General features: G+C 50.1%; 24 protein-coding genes. 8 read left to right on the forward strand and 16 right to left on the reverse strand.

Annotated features, from left to right (window positions below; all coding sequences use genetic code 11):
* Positions 1–289: 289 nt before the first annotated feature.
* From BJJ97_RS18035 to yceD, 13 genes are all read right to left on the reverse strand, one after another.
* Entirely contained in the window at positions 290–1,087 is a 798-nt protein-coding gene (locus BJJ97_RS18035; RefSeq protein ID WP_095994849.1) for a metal-dependent hydrolase, read from the reverse strand.
* Positions 1,088–1,106: 19 nt separating this feature from the next.
* A complete protein-coding gene (gene holB, locus BJJ97_RS18040) occupies positions 1,107–2,117 on the reverse strand; it encodes a DNA polymerase III subunit delta' (protein ID WP_095994850.1) in 1,011 nt (336 codons plus the stop codon).
* Positions 2,117–2,776, reverse strand: coding sequence for a dTMP kinase (gene tmk / locus BJJ97_RS18045; RefSeq protein ID WP_095994851.1), 660 nt, complete (start codon positions 2,774–2,776; stop codon positions 2,117–2,119). The genes holB and tmk overlap by 1 nt, the downstream gene beginning before the upstream one ends.
* Positions 2,766–3,785, reverse strand: a complete 1,020-nt coding sequence (gene mltG / locus BJJ97_RS18050; protein WP_095994852.1) for an endolytic transglycosylase MltG — start codon at positions 3,783–3,785, stop codon at positions 2,766–2,768. The genes tmk and mltG overlap by 11 nt, the downstream gene beginning before the upstream one ends.
* 14 nt (positions 3,786–3,799) lie before the next feature.
* Entirely contained in the window at positions 3,800–4,597 is a 798-nt protein-coding gene (gene pabC / locus BJJ97_RS18055) for an aminodeoxychorismate lyase (RefSeq protein WP_095994853.1), read from the reverse strand.
* Positions 4,598–4,723: 126 nt separating this feature from the next.
* Entirely contained in the window at positions 4,724–5,965 is a 1,242-nt protein-coding gene (gene fabF / locus BJJ97_RS18060) for a beta-ketoacyl-ACP synthase II (protein ID WP_095994854.1), read from the reverse strand.
* Between the two features lie 81 nt (positions 5,966–6,046).
* Positions 6,047–6,283, reverse strand: coding sequence for an acyl carrier protein (gene acpP, locus BJJ97_RS18065; protein ID WP_005970506.1), 237 nt, complete (start codon positions 6,281–6,283; stop codon positions 6,047–6,049).
* A 154-nt stretch (positions 6,284–6,437) separates the two neighbouring features.
* Positions 6,438–7,172, reverse strand: coding sequence for a 3-oxoacyl-ACP reductase FabG (gene fabG / locus BJJ97_RS18070; RefSeq protein WP_010276180.1), 735 nt, complete (start codon positions 7,170–7,172; stop codon positions 6,438–6,440).
* A 14-nt stretch (positions 7,173–7,186) separates the two neighbouring features.
* The gene (fabD, locus tag BJJ97_RS18075) at positions 7,187–8,116 is read right to left on the reverse strand and encodes an ACP S-malonyltransferase (protein WP_095994855.1); all 930 of its coding nucleotides are present in this window, start codon (positions 8,114–8,116) and stop codon (positions 7,187–7,189) included.
* Positions 8,117–8,133: 17 nt separating this feature from the next.
* Positions 8,134–9,087 carry a beta-ketoacyl-ACP synthase III gene (locus BJJ97_RS18080; RefSeq protein ID WP_095994856.1) on the reverse strand — a complete coding sequence of 318 codons (954 nt, stop codon included), beginning with the start codon at positions 9,085–9,087 and terminating at the stop codon, positions 8,134–8,136.
* 6 nt (positions 9,088–9,093) lie between these two features.
* Positions 9,094–10,140: a phosphate acyltransferase PlsX gene (gene plsX, locus BJJ97_RS18085; RefSeq protein WP_095699870.1), complete on the reverse strand. Its 1,047-nt coding sequence runs from the start codon at positions 10,138–10,140 to the stop codon at positions 9,094–9,096.
* A 29-nt stretch (positions 10,141–10,169) separates the two neighbouring features.
* Positions 10,170–10,340, reverse strand: a complete 171-nt coding sequence (rpmF, locus tag BJJ97_RS18090) for a 50S ribosomal protein L32 (protein WP_005970518.1) — start codon at positions 10,338–10,340, stop codon at positions 10,170–10,172.
* A gap of 12 nt (positions 10,341–10,352) precedes the next feature.
* The gene (gene yceD / locus BJJ97_RS18095; protein ID WP_095699871.1) at positions 10,353–10,877 is read right to left on the reverse strand and encodes a 23S rRNA accumulation protein YceD; all 525 of its coding nucleotides are present in this window, start codon (positions 10,875–10,877) and stop codon (positions 10,353–10,355) included.
* 140 nt (positions 10,878–11,017) lie between these two features.
* Between yceD and BJJ97_RS18100 the strand changes: the two genes are divergently transcribed.
* Positions 11,018–11,602: a Maf family protein gene (locus BJJ97_RS18100; RefSeq protein WP_095994857.1), complete on the forward strand. Its 585-nt coding sequence runs from the start codon at positions 11,018–11,020 to the stop codon at positions 11,600–11,602.
* A 61-nt stretch (positions 11,603–11,663) separates the two neighbouring features.
* Here BJJ97_RS18100 and rluC read toward each other — a convergent pair whose 3' ends face one another.
* Positions 11,664–12,620 (reverse strand): 23S rRNA pseudouridine(955/2504/2580) synthase RluC, encoded by a 957-nt coding sequence (gene rluC, locus BJJ97_RS18105; protein ID WP_095994858.1) that lies wholly within the window; start codon positions 12,618–12,620, stop codon positions 11,664–11,666.
* A gap of 594 nt (positions 12,621–13,214) precedes the next feature.
* Here rluC and rne point away from each other — a divergent pair.
* Positions 13,215–16,496: a ribonuclease E gene (gene rne, locus BJJ97_RS18110; RefSeq protein WP_095994859.1), complete on the forward strand. Its 3,282-nt coding sequence runs from the start codon at positions 13,215–13,217 to the stop codon at positions 16,494–16,496.
* A gap of 57 nt (positions 16,497–16,553) precedes the next feature.
* Here rne and BJJ97_RS18115 read toward each other — a convergent pair whose 3' ends face one another.
* Entirely contained in the window at positions 16,554–16,841 is a 288-nt protein-coding gene (locus BJJ97_RS18115; RefSeq protein WP_095994860.1) for a putative quinol monooxygenase, read from the reverse strand.
* A gap of 184 nt (positions 16,842–17,025) precedes the next feature.
* Here BJJ97_RS18115 and pyrC point away from each other — a divergent pair, with 184 nt between their 5' ends.
* The 6 genes from pyrC (at position 17,026) to BJJ97_RS18145 (ending at position 20,884) form a co-directional block, all read left to right on the forward strand.
* A complete protein-coding gene (gene pyrC, locus BJJ97_RS18120; protein WP_095994861.1) occupies positions 17,026–18,069 on the forward strand; it encodes a dihydroorotase in 1,044 nt (347 codons plus the stop codon).
* Between the two features lie 106 nt (positions 18,070–18,175).
* Entirely contained in the window at positions 18,176–18,415 is a 240-nt protein-coding gene (gene dinI / locus BJJ97_RS18125; protein ID WP_095699876.1) for a DNA damage-inducible protein I, read from the forward strand.
* An 88-nt stretch (positions 18,416–18,503) separates the two neighbouring features.
* A complete protein-coding gene (locus BJJ97_RS18130) occupies positions 18,504–18,761 on the forward strand; it encodes a hypothetical protein (protein ID WP_095699877.1) in 258 nt (85 codons plus the stop codon).
* A 239-nt stretch (positions 18,762–19,000) separates the two neighbouring features.
* Positions 19,001–19,255 carry a biofilm formation regulator BssS gene (bssS, locus tag BJJ97_RS18135; RefSeq protein ID WP_095994862.1) on the forward strand — a complete coding sequence of 85 codons (255 nt, stop codon included), beginning with the start codon at positions 19,001–19,003 and terminating at the stop codon, positions 19,253–19,255.
* A gap of 469 nt (positions 19,256–19,724) precedes the next feature.
* The gene (locus BJJ97_RS18140; RefSeq protein ID WP_095994863.1) at positions 19,725–20,279 is read left to right on the forward strand and encodes a cytochrome b; all 555 of its coding nucleotides are present in this window, start codon (positions 19,725–19,727) and stop codon (positions 20,277–20,279) included.
* Between the two features lie 29 nt (positions 20,280–20,308).
* Positions 20,309–20,884, forward strand: a complete 576-nt coding sequence (locus tag BJJ97_RS18145; protein WP_161503050.1) for a YceI family protein — start codon at positions 20,309–20,311, stop codon at positions 20,882–20,884.
* 74 nt (positions 20,885–20,958) lie between these two features.
* On the opposite strand, the gene trhO is transcribed toward BJJ97_RS18145, so the two are convergent.
* The gene (trhO, locus tag BJJ97_RS18150; RefSeq protein WP_095994864.1) at positions 20,959–22,026 is read right to left on the reverse strand and encodes an oxygen-dependent tRNA uridine(34) hydroxylase TrhO; all 1,068 of its coding nucleotides are present in this window, start codon (positions 22,024–22,026) and stop codon (positions 20,959–20,961) included.
* Between the last annotated feature and the right edge of the window lie 44 nt (positions 22,027–22,070).

Here is a 22,070-nt window from a genome sequence, read left to right on the forward strand (position 1 = left end):
TAGTGCTTTTACTTCTGATACTTCATATAAGCAAAGACGGGGAGGATGCCTTTGCAAGTTGGGGTGTCTTAGCCCCCTTTAATTTTTACGCAGAGTAAAATAAATAGCGTTCACAATGTTTGATTGCTATCACGTTTCCACAAGCCAACAGGCTGAGATCGAACAGATATTGCACTTTTATGTGATATATCGCTAAAAAACACGTCCCCTGAAGAGGAAAAACCTAATCAAGGGGATTATGAAGCGCTATTAATTACACGGATAAAAAAAACTCGGCTATTCTCAGCCACTATTGCGCAGCGGTCAACCGAGCCGGATCGATGTGAAACAGGCGGGAGAAGTTTTCTGTCGTGGCGGCAGCGAGGGTTTCCAACGATGTGCCTTTCAGTACAGCGAGATATTCTGCTACATCACGTACGTACGCAGGCTGGTTTTCCTGACCCCGGAATGGAACCGGCGCGAGCCAAGGGGAATCCGTCTCAATCAGCATCCGATCCAGCGGCACGTAACGCGCGACGTCACGCAATTCTTCTGCATTGCGGAACGTGACAATCCCAGAAAACGAGATATAGAACCCCATGTCCAGCAGCGCTTTTGCCGTGATCAAATCTTCCGTAAAGCAGTGCAGCACACCGCTGCATTTCTCCGCCTGCTCGTCACGTAGAATGGCCAACGTATCTTCACGGGCAGCACGCGTATGCACGATGACCGGCTTGTTCAGGTCATTGCCAATACGGATGTGTTCACGAAACGATTCTTGCTGCTGGGCTTTCGTCTCTTGCTGATAGAAATAGTCCAGACCCGTTTCCCCCATCGCCACCACACGGCTGGCGCTGGCTAGCTCACGCAGCTCGGCATAATCATAAGGGGCTTCCTGATTGAGCGGATGAACGCCGCAGGAAAAGGCCACGTTATCGCGCTCGCCGATTAACTCCACCATGGCACGATAGCCGGGCAGCGTTGTTGCCACCGCTAGAAGGAAACCGACATCACGGCTTTTCGCTTTATCCAGCACATCGGAGACATCTTTATGCAATGACTCATAATCCAAACCGTCAAGATGACAGTGGGAATCCACTAACAACATGATATTTACTCGATAGTAATTAAACAGAAAAAGGGTGGCTGTCGCGCTTAACCGATGAAGCAAACGTGCGCTCTCCATCAAGCAGGCGTTCCGTCAGCAGCAGTTCACGGTTCACACCCGTGACGGTCAGCAATTTTTGCCGACAAGTCAGCCACTGTTGCAGCTCATACTGCAAATGTGCGGAAGGTTCACACGCCAGACGCTCAACCAATTCAATCTGATCCTGATTCACCCAATGCTCGCTTGCCCCCTGCTGCCATTTCATGGCATCCAGCAGTAGCGCAGCCAACCAGTGAATACGAACATCAGCATCGTCATGATTCAGCTGTGATATCAGTGAGAGCTGATCTCGCGAAGTCAGCGCGGCAGAGAACGCCTGACACAGCGCGCTACGTTGTTTCCAACGCTCTGGCTGCAATAACGCCTCGGCGGCTAGCGGCGCGCCCGATTGTAATCTCAATGCCGTGCGCAATGCCTTGCTGTCATGGCGATGGCGAGCATTCAGCCACAGCACACTCTGCGTCTCACTCGGGACATCCAGATAGTGATACAGGCAACGGCTGCGCAACGTAGCCAATAGCCGGGCTGGTTCACGGCAGCCAAATAAAAAGAAGGTATTCTGCGGCGGCTCTTCCAGCGTTTTCAGCAGTGCATTGGCGGCAGCCTCTGTCAGTTGCTCAGCGGCAGCCAGCCAGATCACTTTTGCTCCGCCTTGTCGAGAGTGTTGATACACTTTTTCCACGACATCACGCACGGGATCGACGCCCAGGCTTTGCTTGCCTTTCTCTGGGCTCAGCACATGCCAGTCTGGATGCGTTCCTGCGGTCATCAGGTTACAAGAGTGGCACTGGCCGCAGCTTTTCATCCCATCAGGCCGCTGGCAGATCAGCCAACGGCTCAGCGCATAAATCAGCGATTCATCGCCCATTCCCGGCAATGCATGCAGCAACAGCGCATGGTGCCCCCTGCCCGCCTGATATTGCCCGATAAGCTGCCGATAGGATGCATTCAGCCACGGATACCAATCCATCAGCCCTGCCCCTGTGCAACAGGCTGTAACCCTTGTTGTTGCAGCCACTGCTGTAACGTCGCCTGAATATCCGCACTGACGGCATCAATAGACTGTGAGGCATCGATCGTCAGGATGCTGTCATCCTCCGCCGCCAGTTCCTGATAGCGGGAGCGGGTGCGATCAAAGAAAGCCAGCGACTCCTGCTCAATCCGATCCAGCTCGCCGCGCTGACGCGCGCGTTGTAAGCCGATGGCTGGCGGCAAATCAAGATAGAGCGTCAGGTCAGGACGAAAATCACCTAGCACAGTATCGCGCAGTGAGCGCAGCAGTTGCTGATCGATCCCACGTCCACCGCCCTGATAAGCCTGTGAAGAAAGATCGTGACGATCGCCGATGACCCAGTTTCCATTCTCCAACGCCGGTTTGATGACGTTATCCACCAACTGAACTCTGGCCGCGTATAACATCAAGACTTCTGCTTTGTCGGTGACCTTCTCATCGGCTATGCCTTGCTTGATAAGCTCACGCAGCTTCTCCGCCAGCGGCGTACCACCTGGCTCTCGCGTGAACACCACGTCTTTCACGCCATGTGAGCGCAGCGTTTCCACCACGATATTGCGTGCAGTGGTCTTCCCTGCACCTTCCAATCCTTCAATGACGATAAATTTACTGTTCATCCCGTTCCTTTAACGCTGAGCGGTATACCCTCACAGCACGATTATGGTCTGCAAGGTTAGTGGTAAAACTGTGTCCGCCTTTTCCATCCGCCACAAAATACAGGTATGACGTTTTGGCTGGGTGCGCAGCCGCATCCAATGAGGCTTTCCCCGGCATCGCGATTGGCGTCGGTGGCAGGCCGGAAATGACATACGTATTGTAAGGCGTCGGCGTGTCTAATGCTTTACGGGTTATCACGCCTTTATAGTCATCACCCATGCCATAAATCACCGTGGGGTCAGTCTGCAAGCGCATACCAAGCCGTAAGCGATTGACAAAAACGGAAGCAACCTGAGTACGTTCTTCATTGATCGCTGTTTCTTTTTCAATGATTGATGCCATCGTCAGCAATTCGTCCGGTGTCTTATACGGTAATCCTTCTTCACGCCCTTTCCATACCTCATCCACCGTTTTTTTCATGCGCTGATGCGCACGCTGCAACAGGGCGCTATCGCTCGTACCGGCCGTGTATGAGTAGGTATCAGGATAAAACCAGCCTTCTGGGTTCGTCTTATCTTTGATTTCCAACTGGGTGGCAACGTCCTGTTCGGTTTTATCGGCCAGTGAATGCTTGATGTAAGGCGCTCGTTGCAGCGTGGCGAGCCACTCTTTCAAGCGTGAGCCTTCGACAAAACGGATGGAGAATTGCGCTTCTTTTCCGCTGGACAACAGCGCCAGCATCTCGCGCACGGTCATGCCCGCAGTAAAGCGATACGTACCCGCTTTGAATTTTGCCAACTCAGGTTCAAAACGCAGCAGCCACGGAAAAAATGTGTCATCAGTAATGATTTTCTGATCGAGAAGCAGCGTTTCCAGCCCTTCCCTTCCCGTACCGGCAGGAAGCGTAAAGATAGCCTCCTTTTCGATAGCCAATGGAGAATCAGCAAAACGCTGCATTTTCTGCCACGCGACCAGTAATATCAGCACAACAGCAGCAATAATCAGCAAACCAATTTTCTTTTTCTTCATAAATCAACCATCTACTAGCAGTCAGGACTTAGGAATTGATAAAGCTCTCGGGAGTGATAACGCCAGATGTGCGCCTGATTTATAGGGACGATCGGCATTAATGCATTACAAACCAGCACTTCGTCCGCATCGGACAGTGCGGTCAGGGGTTCGCTGACGATCTGTAGCTCGAAATCAGAATCTGCCAGCAAGGCAATAATATGCTGTCGGGCAACGCCATCCACACCTGACTCGGATAAATTCGGCGTATAAACCCGATGTCCTTTACGCCAGAATAAATTCGCGGCACAGCATTCCACTAGCGCACCAGAAGTGTCAAGCACGAGGGTCTCATCGGCTGAGGTCTGGTCAAGATGCGCGCGAATCAGCACTTGTTCGAGCCGATTCAGATGCTTTATCCCCGCCAACAGCGGACTTTTAGCTAGCGCCACCGGACTGAGATTCAGGCTAATACCCTGCTCACGCCAACTGGCATAGTGCGCAGGATAGCTTACCTGCATAACGACTCGGGTTGGCTGCGCACAGCCTTGGGCACTATAACCTCGCCCGCCGACACCCCGCGTTAGCATCACTTTCACTACGCCGTCCGCCCACCCCAGCGCTGCCTGTTTCATTTCAGCGATTAGGCTTTCCCAATCAAGCGTCGGAAATAACAAGCGCGTAGCAGCCTGTTGCAGACGCGCGACGTGTCGATCAAGCCAGACAATCTCGCCATCGCATACTCTGGCTGTCGTAAAACAGCCGTCACCATACTGTGTACCCCGATCGAGTACCGAAAGCTGTTCCTGTAACTGACCATTAATCCACAGCATATAAGCTCCGCATCATTCATCGTCGTCAGCTTGCCAGCAAAGCGGCGTTGCAGACAAGCAGGTGTGTCTGATTTTATGCAGGCAAAAAAAAACCCGGAAACCGGGTTTTTTAAAACGCTATCGCAATCAAACTTTACGGAAGATCAGAGAACCGTTGGTTCCACCGAAGCCGAAAGAGTTGCAGAGTACGTATTCCAGGTTGCTGACCTGACGCGCCTCATGAGGTACGAAATCCAGATCGCAGCCTTCATCTGGATTGTCCAGATTGAGCGTTGGCGGAACAGACTGATCGCGCAGAGCAAGAATACTGAAAATAGACTCTACCGCGCCTGCCGCACCGAGCAAGTGACCCGTCATGGATTTTGTCGAGCTCACCAGCACACGACTTGCGTCTGCACCAAATACGGATTTCACTGCCTGCGTTTCAGCTTTATCACCCGCAGGCGTAGAAGTGCCATGCGCGTTGATATAACCGATCTGGCTCGTTGCCAGACCCGCGTCACGCAGCGCATTTTCCATCGCCAGCGCAGCACCAGAACCGTTCTCCGGTGGAGACGTCATATGATACGCATCGCTGCTCATGCCAAATCCAACAATTTCTGCATAGATTTTCGCACCGCGTTTTTTCGCGTGTTCATACTCTTCCAGCACCATGAGGCCAGCACCGTCACCCAGTACAAAGCCATCACGGTCTTTATCCCACGGACGGCTTGCCGCCTGAGGATTGTCATTGCGCGTAGACAACGCACGAGCGGCACCGAATCCACCGACGCCCAATGGCGTACTGGCTTTTTCTGCACCACCGGCCAACATCACATCCGCATCGTTGTAAGCAATAATGCGAGCGGCTTGACCAATATTGTGTACGCCAGACGTACAGGCCGTAGCGATAGAGATGCTCGGGCCACGCATTCCGTACATGATAGTAAGATGCCCAGCCACCATATTGACGATGGTTGACGGCACGAAGAACGGGCTGATTTTACGCGGGCCGCCATTCACCAGCGCAGTGTGGTTCTCTTCAATAAGACCCAGACCGCCGATGCCGGAACCAATCGCCGCACCGATACGCGGAGCGTTTTCTTCCGTGATTTCCAAACCGGAATCCTGCATAGCTTGAACGCCAGCAGCAACACCGTATTGAATAAAGGCATCCATTTTGCGTGCTTCTTTACGCGAAATGAATTCCTCAGAATTAAAATTCTTTACTAAGCCAGCAAAACGCGTTGCGTAGGCACTAGTATCGAAATGGTCGATCAGGCTGATACCACTCTGACCGGCAAGAAGAGCACTCCAGGTAGACTCAACTGTATTGCCGACAGGAGATAACATGCCCAGTCCGGTCACAACTACTCGACGCTTAGACACGCTTATCCTCCAGGGAGGGAAAAAAAGACACTGCGGGACAAAAAAACTTAGGCGGTCGAATGACCGCCTAGATATGTTCGCTTACTGCTGGTTAGCCTGAATGAAATCAATGGCTGCTTGAACAGTCGTGATTTTTTCAGCTTCTTCGTCTGGAATCTCAGTATCAAATTCTTCTTCCAGAGCCATTACCAGCTCAACAGTGTCAAGAGAATCAGCGCCGAGGTCGTCAACGAAAGAAGCATTGTTTACGACTTCTTCCTGCTTAACACCAAGCTGTTCAACGATGATTTTCTTAACGCGTTCTTCGATAGTGCTCATACTCTTAAATTTCCTATCAAAACTCGCTTTCGCGATGGTTTTCGTAGTGTATAAAATGTTTGAAAAGATGCAACAAAATCTCGGCTGGTTGAACCACGATTTTGTGCTATTTTGCGGTTATCACCGCAAATAATGCAAATAGTTTTCGAGCTTTTTAGATCATATACATGCCGCCATTGACATGCAATGTTTCGCCAGTAATGTAAGCAGCTTCATCAGAGGCTAAAAATACAACAGCACTGGCGATTTCTTTAGCATCACCGAGTCGGTTAGCTGGAACCGACGTCAAAATGCCTGCTCGCTGTTCTTCTGTCAATGCCTGAGTCATATCTGTTTCGATAAAACCAGGCGCGACGACGTTGACCGTAATACCACGAGAAGCCACTTCACGCGCGAGGGATTTACTGAAACCAATCAGTCCCGCCTTCGCTGCCGCGTAGTTAGCTTGTCCTGCATTGCCCATCGTTCCCACAACGGAACCGATGGTAATGATCCGGCCAAAACGTTTCTTCATCATGGCACGCATCACTGCTTTAGACATGCGGAATACCGACGTTAAATTGGTATCCAGAATATCGTGCCATTCATCATCTTTCATACGCATCAGCAGGTTATCACGGGTGATACCCGCGTTATTGATAAGAATATCAATTTCCCCGAATTCTGCGCGAATTTCTGCTAATACGCTTTCTACTGATGCTGCATCAGCAACATTCAGCATATAACCTTTACCGTTCTCACCCAGCCAGCCACTAATGGCTTCAGCACCTTTTTCGCTGGTTGCGGTACCAATGACTTTTGCCCCGCGGGCAACCAACGTCTCGGCGATGGCACGCCCAATACCACGGCTTGCACCGGTAACCAGTGCAATTTTCCCCTCAAAACTCATTGTCTTCTCCGTTCTTATTTCTCAATCGCCGCTGATAGAGAAGCAGGATCGTTCACCGCTGCTGCTATCAGGGTATCGACGATTCGTTTGGTTAAGCCAGTCAATACTTTACCTGGCCCGACTTCTAGCAGCGACTCAATGCCCTGAGAAGCCATAAATTCAACACAGTCAGTCCAGCGCACTGGGCAATGAAGCTGGCGCACCAGCGCATCGCGAATGGCTTCCGGCGTGGTTTCGATGCGAGCATCAACATTATTCACAACGGGGATGACCGGAGAATTAAACGTCACGGATTCCAGCGCAACAGCGAGTTTCTTCGCTGCTGGCTCCATCAGCGCACAGTGTGACGGTACGCTGACAGGCAGCGGCAGCGCACGCTTCGCACCCGCCGCTTTACACGCAGCACCAGCACGCTCAACGGCGTCTTTATTGCCCGCGATCACCACCTGACCCGGTGAGTTGAAGTTTACCGGAGACACCACCTGCCCCTGCGCGGATTCTTCACACGCTTTAGCAATGGCATCGTTATCAAGCCCGATAATGGCATACATCGCACCCGTGCCTTCCGGCACCGCTTCCTGCATCAGTTTGCCACGCAATTCAACCAGGCGAACGGCCTGTTGGAAATCCAGAACACCGGCACAAACCAGTGCTGAATACTCACCAAGGCTATGACCAGACATCAGAGCAGGTGTTTTGCCGCCCTGCTGCTGCCAGGCACGCCAGATAGCGACAGAAGCGGTCAGTAACGCAGGCTGCGTCTGCCAGGTTTTATTCAGCTCTTCAGCTGGCCCTTGCTGGGTAAGCTGCCACAAATCATAACCTAACGCTTCAGAAGCCTGAGCAAACGTTTCAGTGACGATCGGGTATTCTGCAGCAAGTTCAGCCAACATCCCTACCGTCTGCGATCCCTGACCTGGGAACACCATTGCAAATTGCGTCATATCACAATCCTGTTTAATTAAAAACGAACCAGCGCGGAACCCCAGGTAAAACCACCACCGAAGGCTTCAAGCAGCACCAGTTGCCCTGGTTTAATACGCCCATCGCGCACCGCTTCATCAAGCGCTGAAGGCACAGAGGCTGCGGAGGTATTACCATGACGATCCAGCGTCACAACCACCTTGTCCATCCCCATACCCAGCTTTTTCGCCGTGGCGCTAATGATGCGCAGGTTAGCCTGATGAGGCACCAGCCAGTCTAATTCACTTTTATCCAGTTGAGCCGCTTGCAGCGTTTCTTCAACGATATGTGCCAGTTCAGTCACGGCCACTTTAAAGACTTCATTACCCGCCATCGTCAGGTAAGCAGGCGTATCAGTATGATTACGATCCTGATGTGGCAACGTCAGCAGCTCGCCATAACGGCCATCGGCATGCAGATGGGTAGAAAGAATACCCGGTTGCTCTGACGGCGTTAACAGGACAGCACCCGCACCATCACCGAATAGAATCAGCGTGCCGCGATCTTCAGGATCCAATGCGCGAGACAACGTATCAGAACCGATCACCAGTGCGTATTTCACCGCACCACTTTTAACGTATTGATCGGCAACGCTCAGCGCGTAGGTAAAACCTGCACACGCAGCGGCCAGATCGAAGGCGATCGTGTCTTTGATCCCTAGCAGTTGCTGAACCTGACAGGCTGAGCTAGGAAAAGCATGGCTTGATGATGTTGTAGCAACAATCAGAAGACCGACTTCAGAAGGATCGACATTCGCCATTTCCAGCGCTTTTTGCGCGGCACGGTATCCCATGGTCGCCACGTTTTCATCCGGCGCAGCAATACGGCGCTCACGGATTCCAGTACGTGTGACGATCCAGTCGTCCGTCGTTTCCACCATCTTTTCTAAATCAGCGTTCGTCCTGATTTCTTCAGGCAGGTAGCTGCCCGTTCCGATTATTTTTGTATACATGTACGCTTAATCACTCTTGGGTAATACCGCTTCTAGACGAGCGGCAATCCGCTCGGGAAGCTGCCGCCGTACCGTCTGCATTGCCTGTTCAATAGCAACCGCAAACGCTCTCTGGTTTGCTGCACCATGGCTTTTGATTACGGTTCCCCGTAACCCTAGCAGGCATGCGCCATTATATTGATCGGGATTCAAATGACCGAAACGCTTTGATAAGCGTTTTTGTAACAAACGCCCTAGCCATTTCAACCACCAGGATCGTTTTTGTTTTTGCCCAGGGCCTGAAGCTGGAGATTTCAGCAGTGACAGGAACATCCTTACCACGCCTTCCACCGTTTTCAGGGTGACATTGCCCACAAAGCCGTCACAGACCATCACATCCGTTTTCCCAGTCAGCAGGTCGTTGCCTTCCAGATAACCGATATAATTTATTGATGGTGCCTCTTTTAGCTGTGCCGCTGCTTCACGGATAGTGCTCAGCCCTTTGCTTTCTTCTTCACCGATATTCAACAACGCGACCCGAGGATTCGTCAGTTCCAGCACTTCTTCTGCCATCACTGAGCCCATCACGGCAAACTGAACCAGCATCGTGCTGTCACAGTCAACATTCGCCCCCAGATCCAACACGACTGTTTTTCCGTGTTGCTGGTGAGGTAATACTGACACCAACGCGGGTCGCTCAATTCCGTCCAGTGGCTTAATCAGGAGCTTTGCCAGCCCCATAAGCGCACCGGTGTTGCCTGCACTTACACAGGCCTGTGCCCTGCCGTCTTTAATCAACTCAAGCGCTATGCGCATTGAGGTACCACGGCTCGCACGAATAGCCTGCGACGGCCTCGCATCACTAGCAATAACCGACTCCGCCGGTATAACTTCTAAGCGGGAAAGTAAATCAGAATCGACTTTGGCAAGTAATGGAGTAATCGCAGCAGGATCGCCGACTAATAACAAATTGAGAGCTGGATTAGAAGCCAGTGCCTGCAATGCAGCAGGCACTGTTACGCAGGGACCAAAATCCCCGCCCATCGCATCTAACGCCAGAGTTAGGCGTGTCAAGGTATTGCCTTGCAAATAATTCGCAAGAATTACTTAGCAATGACCTTGCGACCGCGGTAGTAACCATCCGCAGTGATGTGGTGACGCAGGTGAGTTTCGCCAGAAACTTTATCTACGGATACAGAAGCGGTAGTCAGCGCATCATGTGAACGACGCATACCACGTTTGGAACGGCTAGGTTTGTTTTGTTGTACGGCCATGGACCTTACTCCTTATTGCTTATGCTTTAAACTGGCTAATACGGCAAATGGATTTGGTTTTTCCGCCTCTGCAGGCAGTTGACCAAATACCATATCCGCTTCGGACACTTCACAGTGTTCAGAATCATGCACCGGGGCGATAGGCAACATCAGAATAATTTCATCTTCAATCATTGCCAGCAGATCGACTTCGCCAAAACCATCGACGCCGATCGGCTCATACGCTTCCGGTAACGCTTCGGCCTGCTCATCATTGACGACCGGGCTGAAACAGAATGTCGCATGGACTTGATGTTCAAACGGCTTTCCGCAACGCTGACACATCAGAGTGACAGTAACATCAGCGTTACCGTCAATCACCGCCAGACGCTGATTATCGATATTGAAAGATAAAGAGGCCTGAACATCACTATCCACACTCACCACTGATTCGGCAACACGCTCTACTTGTTCAGCTGAATAGATACCAACGTAATCTAAACGCTTCTGAGCAGTGCGGACCGCATCAAGGGTTAAGGGTAATTTTACCTTTTGCATAGGGCGCGCATATTAACGTCGTAACGACATAGAGTCAAAGAAAAAGGCAGTGATGCACCACCTTTCACCAATATTCGCTTCCAGAGCGGCGCACAGTTTAAAATGCCTTTCATCATTACGCTACGGTTTATCAAAAAATTATGCAGCAGATTGTTCTCGCCTCAACGTCACCTTACCGCCGAGCCTTGTTGGAAAAGCTGGCGATCCCCTTTGTTTGCGCATCGCCAGACATCGATGAAACCCCTCACCCCGGAGAAAACGCCGTCGATCTCGTGATCCGCCTTGCTGAAAGCAAAGCGCGAGCGCTGGCCGCTCACTACCCCAATCACCTGATTATCGGTTCCGATCAGGTTTGCGTCCTGGGGAACGCGATAACAGGAAAACCACATAATAAGGGTAACGCAACACGCCAGTTACAGCAGGCCAGCGGAAAGTGTGTTTCCTTCTTTACCGGTTTAGCACTCTTCAATAGCGCGACCCAAGAAATACAGAGCCTCGCAGAGCCATTTGACGTGCATTTTCGTACGCTAACGGAGGCGGAAATTGACGGTTATCTGGAGAAAGAGCAGCCGTGGAACTGCGCAGGCAGTTTTAAAAGTGAAGGATTGGGCATTACCCTCTTTGAGCGGTTATCTGGGCGCGATCCTAATACGCTCATTGGGTTGCCACTGATCGCGCTAACACAGATGCTACAAAAGGAAGGCGTGAATCCACTGACGATGTGAAATGAATCGGGATAGCCGATGAAGCGCTATCCCGACAAATAAGGCATGTAGGTATGCGAGGTTATGCTTTTGTCTTGCGCAACGCTTGCAGGCAGCGACGCAATCCACTATCCAATGGTGCTTCGACCCTCAGCGTCTCACCTGTGTTCGGGTGCTCAAAACGCAGCGCTTGTGCATGCAGGAACAGACGTTTTAGGCCTGTGCCTACCAGTTGCTGATCGAATTCACGATCGCCGTAGCGGTCATCGAATGCTATCGGATGCCCGGCATACTGCGCGTGTACACGAATTTGGTGCGTACGCCCAGTAACAGGGCTAGCCCGCACCAGCGTCGCGTGTTCAAAACGCTCTTCTATTTTAAAGCGTGTTTCTGACGGTTTACCGTCGCTGTTTACCCGTACGATGCGTTCACCGCTTTGCAGGATATTTTTCAACAGTGGAGCCTGAACGACCTTGCAGTGGGACTGCCACTGGCCGCGAACCAGCGCCAGATAGTCTTTTTGCATGCCTTTCAGCCGTAGTTGTTCATGCAGAGAACGTAAGGCCGAACGTTTTTTGGCGACCAGCAAAACGCCCGAGGTATCGCGATCGAGACGGTGAACTAACTCCAGAAAACGCGCTTCAGGGCGTAAAGCCCGTAACCCTTCAATCACGCCAAAACTTAAGCCACTGCCGCCATGCACGGCTGTACCCGAGGGCTTATTTAGCACCAGCAGGTAATCATCTTCATAAATAATGCACTCGGCCAACGCCGCCACTTTACCAAGATTGGCAGAAACAGGGGTTTCATCGCGTTCTGCCTGTCGAACAGGCGGAATACGAATGACATCACCATCGAGCAATTTATACTCAGGTTTGACCCGTTTCTTATTTATCCTTACCTCACCTTTTCGCAAGATACGGTAAACCATGCTTTTAGGCACACCCTTTAAGTGGGTATGTAAAAAATTATCGATGCGCTGCCCCGCTTCATCTGCGGAGATCGTCACAAATTGTACTGAAGGATTATCTGTTTTCATGATGCGCGATTCTAAATAGAGCAACCCGATAGCGCCACTTCTTTTTCTGTGCTTAACTGTGTGTCTGACTTATGAAGATATTGTTGCACTGTCGAGTAAGTGGGCGGGTGAGTTGGGCTATAGCATCAAACCCTGTCCGTTTTGGTGATAACAACAGAACTATCTTTATACAGACAGGCAAAGTCACCTTGCTATAACGGTATCAGCAGTGGAATAATGCTTTTGCGTTTCCCACGCGGATTTCCGATAGAACAAGGGGAAATTGCGAAATTATTAAGTTTGCCTGATGACACACACACGCAGCAATGGCGTAAGACGTAATGTGATATCAAGCAGTTAGCGGGCTGCGGATTGCAGCTTGGCCGGCAAATGGAATCAGATCTGGCGACATAATTCAGAAGCTGTTCCCTCAGTAAATGCGCTGTTTTCCATCAGGAAACACAGGCTACCGAAACATGCGTCTCTATGCAGGCGACAACCGGGAGGTTGACGTCCCTGCGATAAGCCACGAGACCATCGGTTCACTCCGGTCATGCGGTTCTTTTGTCCGCAGCTCTATCAATAATGCAAGTAAAAATAACGAGTAAGTTGAAGATGAAAAGAATGTTAATTAACGCAACTCAGCAGGAAGAGTTGCGTGTTGCCTTGGTTGATGGTCAACGGCTGTATGATTTGGATATCGAAAGTCCAGGCCATGAGCAGAAGAAAGCAAATATCTACAAAGGTAAAATCACTCGTATCGAACCTAGTCTTGAAGCCGCTTTTGTTGATTACGGCTCAGAAAGACACGGTTTCCTCCCTCTTAAAGAAATCGCCCGCGAATACTTCCCTAGCAACTATTCTTCCCACGGTCGTCCTAACATCAAAGACGTGTTACGTGAAGGTCAGGAAGTCATTGTTCAGGTAGACAAAGAAGAGCGTGGCAACAAAGGCGCGGCACTGACCACCTTTATCAGTCTGGCAGGCAGCTATCTGGTCTTAATGCCGAATAACCCTCGTGCAGGCGGTATTTCACGCCGTATCGAAGGTGACGATCGTACCGAGCTCAAAGAAGCGTTGGGATCGTTGCAACTGCCCGATGGCATGGGGCTTATTGTTCGTACCGCTGGTGTGGGCAAATCCGCTGAAGCGCTGCAATGGGATCTGGCTTTCCGTCTGAAACATTGGGACGCGATCAAAAAAGCCGCCGAAGGCCGCTCTGCACCATTCCTGATCCATCAGGAAAGTAATGTAATCGTCCGTGCTTTCCGTGACTATCTGCGCCCGGACATTGGCGAAATTCTGATCGACAACCCAAAAATTCTCGATCTGGCGAAAGAACATATTTCTGCGCTGGGTCGTCCCGATTTCAGCAGCAAAATTAAATTGTACAGTGGCGAAATTCCGCTTTTCAGCCACTATCAAATCGAATCGCAGATCGAATCGGCTTTCCAGCGTGAAGTTCGCCTGCCGTCCGGTGGCTCTATCGTTATCGATACGACCGAAGCGCTGACAGCAATCGATATCAACTCCGCCCGTGCAACGCGCGGTGGTGATATCGAAGAAACTGCGTTCAATACCAACCTTGAAGCCGCAGATGAAATTGCCCGTCAGTTGCGCTTGCGTGACCTCGGTGGCCTGATCGTTATCGACTTCATCGATATGACACCCGTTCGTCACCAGCGTGAAGTTGAAAACCGCCTGCGCGACTCTGTACGTCAGGATCGTGCGCGTATTCAGATCGGCCGGATTTCCCGCTTTGGTTTGCTGGAAATGTCGCGTCAGCGCCTAAGCCCTTCGCTGGGTGAATCCAGCCACCACGTCTGCCCACGCTGTAGCGGCACAGGCACGATTCGTGACAATGAATCACTTTCACTGTCTATTCTTCGTCTGATCGAAGAAGAAGCGCTGAAAGAAAATACCAAAGAAGTCCACGCGATTGTTCCAGTTCAGATTGCGTCTTATCTGCTGAACGAAAAGCGTGATGCCGTTAACGCCATTGAGAAACGTCAAGGCGGCGTGCGCGCGATCATCGTGCCACATGACGGTATGCAGACTCCGCACTACTCCGTTGTTCGCGTCCGTAAAGGCGAAGAAAAACCGACGCTCAGCTATTTGCTGCCTCAGCGTTTGGAAACGGAAACGCAGCAGTTGCAAGACGAACAAACGATTGAGCGTAAACAGCCTGAGCAACCGGCTTTAGCAACGTTTAGCATGGCTGAAATGCCAGAAGAAACCACGCCTCCAGTTGCCAAAGAGGCTCCTGTTGTAGCGAAAGCCACAGAGGATGCTCAACCGGGCCTCTTTAGCCGTTTCCTCAGTGCCTTGAAAGGCGTATTCGCTTCTGAACCTGTTGAAAAAACAGTGGATGCTGCTGACGATAAGAAAGCAGAAGAAGAGAAGTCTACTGAGGGTCAGCGTTCTGAACGTCGGAACTCACGCCGTCAGGGTAATAATCGCCGCGATCGTGGCTCACGTGACAATCGTGACAATCGTGACAATCGTGAACAGCGTGATGATCAGCGCCGTAATAAGCGACAAAACGAGGAAGCCGTTACTGACACCCGCGCTGTGGAAAATGCGGAGAAATCCAGTTCGGAAGAACAGCCGCGTCGTGAACCACGTGCCGAGCGTCAGCGTCGTCGTCAGGATGAGCGCCGACAGGCTCCGGCTGAGGCAAAAGCACAGCCAGTCATTGATGATTCTGATGACAATGCAGCCGAGCAGGATACACCGACTCAGGTTATGCCACGCCGTCAACGCCGTCAGTTGACGCAGAAGGTACGTGTCCAGTCTGAAACTCAGCAGGATACTCTCTCTGATAACACTGCGCCTGTTGCTGATGCATCCCAGCAGACTCAAGCTTACGTCAAGCCAAACGATGCTGCGGTAGACAATAACGAGGTCGATAACGAGCAGAACGATACAAATCGTGCCAATGCCGAGAATGGCGGTATGCCGCGTCGTTCACGTCGTTCGCCGCGTCACCTGCGCGTCAGCGGCCAGCGCCGTCGCCGCTATCGTGATGAGCGTTACCCGTCTCAGTCACCAATGCAGTTAGAATTTGCTGCCGCATCACCGGAAATGGCATCAGGAAAAGTGTGGGTTAGCTATCCTCTTGCACAGCCGCAGCAGGCTGAAAACCAGCATCAGCAGGACGAGAACGTTGCAGCAATTGAAACACCGCTGTTACCAGCCGTTGTCGAAGCCGCCGTGACTGCACAAGCAGACACAGTGGAATCCAACGCGGTTGAAAACGTTGTGATTACTGAAGCAGTGGTTCAGGAAGATGTCGCGGTAACCGCAACAGCACAGTCTGCCGACGTTATTCAGGATAGCAATGTAGCGGATGTCGAGCTGAGTACCGCAGGCGAAGAAACCGCCATCGAGCCAGTTACCGAGAACACCGCTATCGATGATGCTATCGCTGCAGTTGCCGTGAATGCCGTTGAGGAAGCACCAGTTGCTGATACTGTCGCTACTCAGGTCACTGAAGATGTACAAACCGTTGACGCTAATGCAACCGAGAAAGCCGATCTGGCAGAGCCAGTTTCTACCCCTGCAGTTTCCGCAGTACAGGAAGTCAGCCCGCTGCAAAGCGTTCAGGATGAGCCTGTAACGACGACCAGCGAACAGCAGATTGTGGAAGAGCCGGTATTGAGCGAAACAAAAGCAGCAGCGGTTGTTGATGTTGATGTTGATCAGCCTCGCTATAAGCTTCATGCGACAGCACCAATGACTAAAGCACCAGCGCCGGCATACCATGCTGAACCTGCTCGACACAGTGATTGGGTACGTCCAGACTATCCGTTCTCAGGAAAAGGTTCGGCAGGCGGTCATGCCGCAGTTAACCAATCAACTGCGCCAGCAACCAAGCCTACACCAGTCAGCGAGTAATCCTAGCTTCTATAGACAAAAGCCCGCCAATTGGCGGGCTTTTTTATAAATAAATTTTTAGCCTAGAAAATTCAATAGCTTGATATCTACACTGTCCGTTTTGCCGTCCAACTCCGCCAGCAGATTTTTGAAGTGATCGCTCTGCTCATGTGATGCCAACGCATCGCGATCTTTCCAGCGTTCGAAAAACACAAACGAGCCGGATTTATCCACGACTTCATGCAGATCATACTGCACATTACCCGCTTCCTGTCGGCTAGGTGCCACCACGCGTTTCAACGTTGTGGTAACATCTGCAATGAACTCTGCTTTTGCCTGAATAGTGGCCACAATACGAATTTCCATATACATCCCTTATTTATCAATGAAAAGATAATGCTATCAAATGCCAATCCACGGTTAATTTCAAGCATTCATCAACAAACGGATGCATTCAAATGGCTTTGCGCTTATCCTTATCCCCCGCCGTATCAGTCCCAAAACCAACCGAAAGATGCTGTTTTTCTACTGACCGCCGGAGCGCAATTCCATGACCGCACAGCCCACTATTCTTAAAATCCGTCGCCCTGACGATTGGCACATTCACCTGCGTGACGATCGGATGCTGGAAACCGTTCTCCCCTATACCAGTCGTTTCTTCGGCCGTGCAATTGTTATGCCTAACCTGACGCCGCCGATTACCAGCGTAGCCAGCGCTATCGCGTATCGTCAGCGTATTTTGGCCGCAGTCCCGCAGGGTGATGATTTTCATCCGCTGATGACGTGCTACCTGACCGATGCGCTTGATGCCAACGAAGTCGTGAGTGGTTTTGAGCAAGGCGTCTTTACCGCCGCAAAACTCTATCCGGCCAATGCCACAACGAACTCCAGCCATGGGGTGACCAGCATCGCCAATATCTCCGGTATTGTGGAACAAATGCAGAGAATTGGCATGCCGTTACTCATCCACGGTGAAGTGACCGATTCCGCCGTGGATATTTTCGATCGGGAAGCGCGCTTCATCGAAACCGTGCTGGAACCATTACGCCAACAGTTCCCTGAACTGAAGGTCGTCCTTGAGCACATTACGACGAAAGAAGCCGCGCGGTATGTTGTTGACGGTAATGATTACCTCGCCGCAACCATTACGCCGCAGCACCTGATGTTTAATCGCAATCATATGCTGGTTGGTGGCGTTCGCCCTCACTTGTATTGCCTGCCTATCTTAAAACGCAATACGCATCAGCAGGCGCTACGTGAAGCCGTCGCCAGCGGCTGTGACCGGCTTTTCCTCGGCACGGACTCCGCACCGCATGCCAAACACAGAAAAGAGTCCAGCTGCGGCTGTGCCGGTGTGTTCAATGCTCAGGCAGCATTAAGTACATACGCCACCGTTTTTGAAGAAATGAACGCGTTGGATAAACTCGAAGCATTCTGCTCCCTAAACGGCCCGCGTTTTTATGGCCTGCCGGTGAACGACAACTGGATTGAGCTTCACCGTGAAACCGTCACATTCCCCGAAGAAATCGCGCTCGGCGACGAGTCGCTAATCCCCTTCCTCGCTGGACAAAGCCTCAACTGGTCAGTCCGTTAATCGACAAGCCCATCCGCATTATGCCGATGGGCTAAATTTTATTGCGCGTCTTGTTCTCCACCTGCAATAACTGTATAAATAAACAGTTTAAAATTTGGAGGTCAGCATGCGCGTAGAAATCACTCTTGCAAAGACAACGCCTTTACCCGCCGGTGCCATCGAAGCACTCAGGCATGAGCTGGAAAAACGTATTCATAAAATTTATCCCGATACCCCCATTCAGGTTCGTTATACATCCGCAAACAGCCTGACGGTAATGGGAGCTGGCAAAGAGGACAAAGATCGTATCTCTGAAATCTTGCAGGAAACGTGGGAAAGTGCCGATGACTGGTTTACGGCAGAGTAATCTAAAGCTTGAAAGATAATGAAGATATAGGCTGTAATGGCAGTTTAAAGCGGCATTTCGCCATGTGCTATGACCGAGGGTATCTGTTATGACGGTAGAAAAACCAGAAGAGGCAATGACATTCGGGGAACTGCTGGAGCTGATTGGCGAGCAACAACGCAAGATCGATGCTCTGGAACTCGCCTTTTCGTCCCTGGCATTCTGCCTTGATGAGAAAGCAAACAAGCTGATGATTCACAATCTGACACTGGAATCTCAAAATGAAAATCGGGATCCCGCAATGAAGAAATACCTTGCCCGACTTGCTGCCGCATTAGAGAAAAATTCAGGGCCTGCTGTAGAATAATGTTCGCCTGCCCTGTAACAACACCTTCGGGATGAAAGCCTATTCGTCCCGATATTTTATCTGATGCATCGCTTATCCCTTCGTCATACCTGCCTGTCTAATGTTTTTTACGAAAAATTGAAAATATTTCCCATAAATTAAATAAGCCACAGTATACTGATAATGCTTGTTTAAAAATAATGATCCACCTGAAGCCTCGTTAGTCACTCATGTTAGTAACTAGTCAATAAGGGGTATTTATGGATAGAAAAAATGAAGTTATTCAGACACATCCTCTTGTAGGTTGGGACATCAGCACCGTTGACAGTTATGACGCCATGATGATCCGTTTGCACTACTTATCCACCTCGGACCAAGCACCAGATGAAGCACAGGTAGACCGGACGCTTTGGCTAACGACAGATGTTGCAAGGCAGTTGATACACATACTCGAAGCCGGTATTGCAAAAATCGAATCAACAGACTGTGACGCCAGTGATTATCGAAAACATTAGTAATTGATAACGTTATTAATATTATATTCAATACCCAATGATTTACGTTAATGACAATTGCTTTAATAACAACACCGCCTTATTGGCGGTGTTGTTATTTTAGGCTTGTTCTCATTTCTTTTTATAGCATCAATAGACTATGTCACACTCGCCTGATTTTATACTCGTTGCTTTTATACCAATAATCACCCGCTACATAATTATTCAACTAATCGAGTGTCTTTCTGGCACAATTAATTTAATTAGCCGCCATCTTTATTCATCTTTCACCTGAAAACAGGTATCAGAAATATCTATTTCTAGTAGAGAGTTTCCATAACCAAACTGAATAAATTATGAATTTAAATTCAAAAAAATTGTTCATGTTTATGATAATGTTACAATTTGAAAGTTTATATTGATTTTATGTTTCTTCCTGTTAAATTTCGCCGAATTGACTGCGTTACCGATCTGATAAGGAGTTATCACCATGCTTTGGCGTAATACCTCTTCTCGTTATGGCCATATCAGCATTCTGTTGCACTGGATTGCAGCGTTAACCGTTTATGGCATGTTCGCTTTAGGGCTGTGGATGGTCACATTAGGGTACTACAATATTTGGTATCACCGTGCCCCAGAGATTCACAAAGCGATTGGCGTGCTGTTCTTTGCCATCTTAATCTTTCGCGTGGTGTGGCGTTTTATCTCCCCACCGCCTCCGCCGTTGAAAAGCTACTCCACATTAACCCGCGTCAGCGCGACGCTGGCTCATATTGCGCTTTATGTCATTCTTTTCGCCATTCTCATTAGTGGATATCTCATTTCCACTGCCGAAGGGCATTCCATCTCAGTTTTTGGCTGGTTTTCTATTCCGGCCATTGTCAGCGGCTTGACGGATCAGGCCGATATAGCAGGCGACGTGCATCTTTATCTTGCATGGGCGGTGGTTGCCTTATCAGTGCTGCACGGTTTAGCCGCATTAAAACACCACTTTATCGATGGTGATAACACGTTGAAACGGATGTTGGGTCGCAACGTTCCTTAACTTTCTGGATTTATGGAGAAATACCAATGCTGAAGAAAACACTACTGAGCCTGACTGCAGTATCCATGCTTGCCTCTGCCGGTTCTGCACTGGCGGCAGAGTACAAGTTCGATAAAGAAGGCCAGCACGCGTTTATCGAATTCCGCATTAAACACCTCGGTTACAGCTGGCTTTACGGTAGCTTTAACGATTTCGATGGCGCTTTTACCTTTGATGAGAAAAACCCATCAGCGGATAAAGTGAATGTCACTATCAACACCAACAGCGTTGACACTAACCACGCTGAACGTGACAAGCACCTTCGCAGTGCAGAATTTTTAAACGTTACCAAGCATCCACAGGCAACGTTTACGTCCACTGAAGTGAAGAAAGACGGTGAAGATTACGATATTACCGGCAACCTGACCTTAAATGGTGTCACCAAGCCCGTTAAGCTGGATGCCAAACTCATCGGTCAGGGTGATGATCCGTGGGGTAACTATCGTGCAGGATTCCAAGCCGAAGGCACTATCAAGCTGAAAGACTTCAACATTACGACCGATTTGGGTCCAGCTTCACAGGATGTAGAACTGATTATTGCCGTTGAAGGCGTTCGCCAGAAATAAGCCGGCACTACGCATCAACAGTACACAGCCCTTTCCGTTGGAAAGGGCTTTTATATTGCACGATAAGCCGTTGGCTATTTAGCCTTATCTTTCGCTGCAGGGGCAGGAATATGCAACGTTGACTGCAATAATCCTTTGGATTTATTGAAAATCTTCATTCCATTCTCACGCCCGCTGCGTATCGCTCTTTGTTCTTCCAGCGGCAGCTTCATCTCTTCCTGACACGGCGTACTGCAACAGCCTTCGTATTTTGCGGCACAGCTCGGACATTGGATAAACAGAAGATGGCATCCTTCATTACGGCAGTTAGTGTGACTGTCACACGATACTCCGCACTGATGGCAATGCGCGATAACGTCATCAGAGATACGCTCTCCCATTCGCTCATCAAACACGAAATTCTTGCCGATAAACTTCAGCGGTAGCCCTTGAGCTTTAGCCTGGCGAGCATATTCAATGATACCGCCCTCTACGTGATACACGTTTTTAAAACCGTGATGCAGCATGTAGGCGCTGGCCTTTTCGCAGCGGATACCGCCCGTGCAGTACATGACAATATTTTTATCACGCGCCTCATCCAGCATATCCACGGCCATCGGTAACTGCTCACGAAAGGTATCCGACGGCACTTCCAGCGCATTCTCGAAATGCCCGACTTCGTATTCGTAATGATTACGCATATCGACGAATATGGTATCAGGATCGTCGGCCATCGCATTAACCTGATCGGCTTTCAGGTATTGCCCGACATTTGCTGGGTTAAAGGTAGGATCGTCAATGCCATCGGCGACAATCCGTTCGCGTACTTTCATACGCAATACCCAGAACGATTTCCCGTCATCTTCCAAAGCGATATTTAAGCGAATCTGATCGAGTGCCGGATGCGCACTGAACAATGCGGCTTTAAAGGCATCGAACTGATTATTAGGCACGCTGATTTGGGCGTTAATCCCTTCAGTGGCAATATAGATTCGTCCGAAGACCTTATATTGCTCAAGCTGAATATACAGACGATCGCGAAAGGCTTTTGGATCGTCAATCGTAAAATATTTATAGAAGGAGACTGTGGTACGCGGCTCGGTTTCCGCAAGCATGCGCGCCTTCAGTTCCTCATTAGAAATTCGGTTATGTAACACTGGCATGGTGTACGTTCCTGTCTTCATTGAGGTTAGCGTGTGGCGTTCAT

The organism is Pectobacterium polaris (assembly GCF_002307355.1).
Taxonomy (GTDB): Bacteria; Pseudomonadota; Gammaproteobacteria; order Enterobacterales; family Enterobacteriaceae; genus Pectobacterium; species Pectobacterium polare.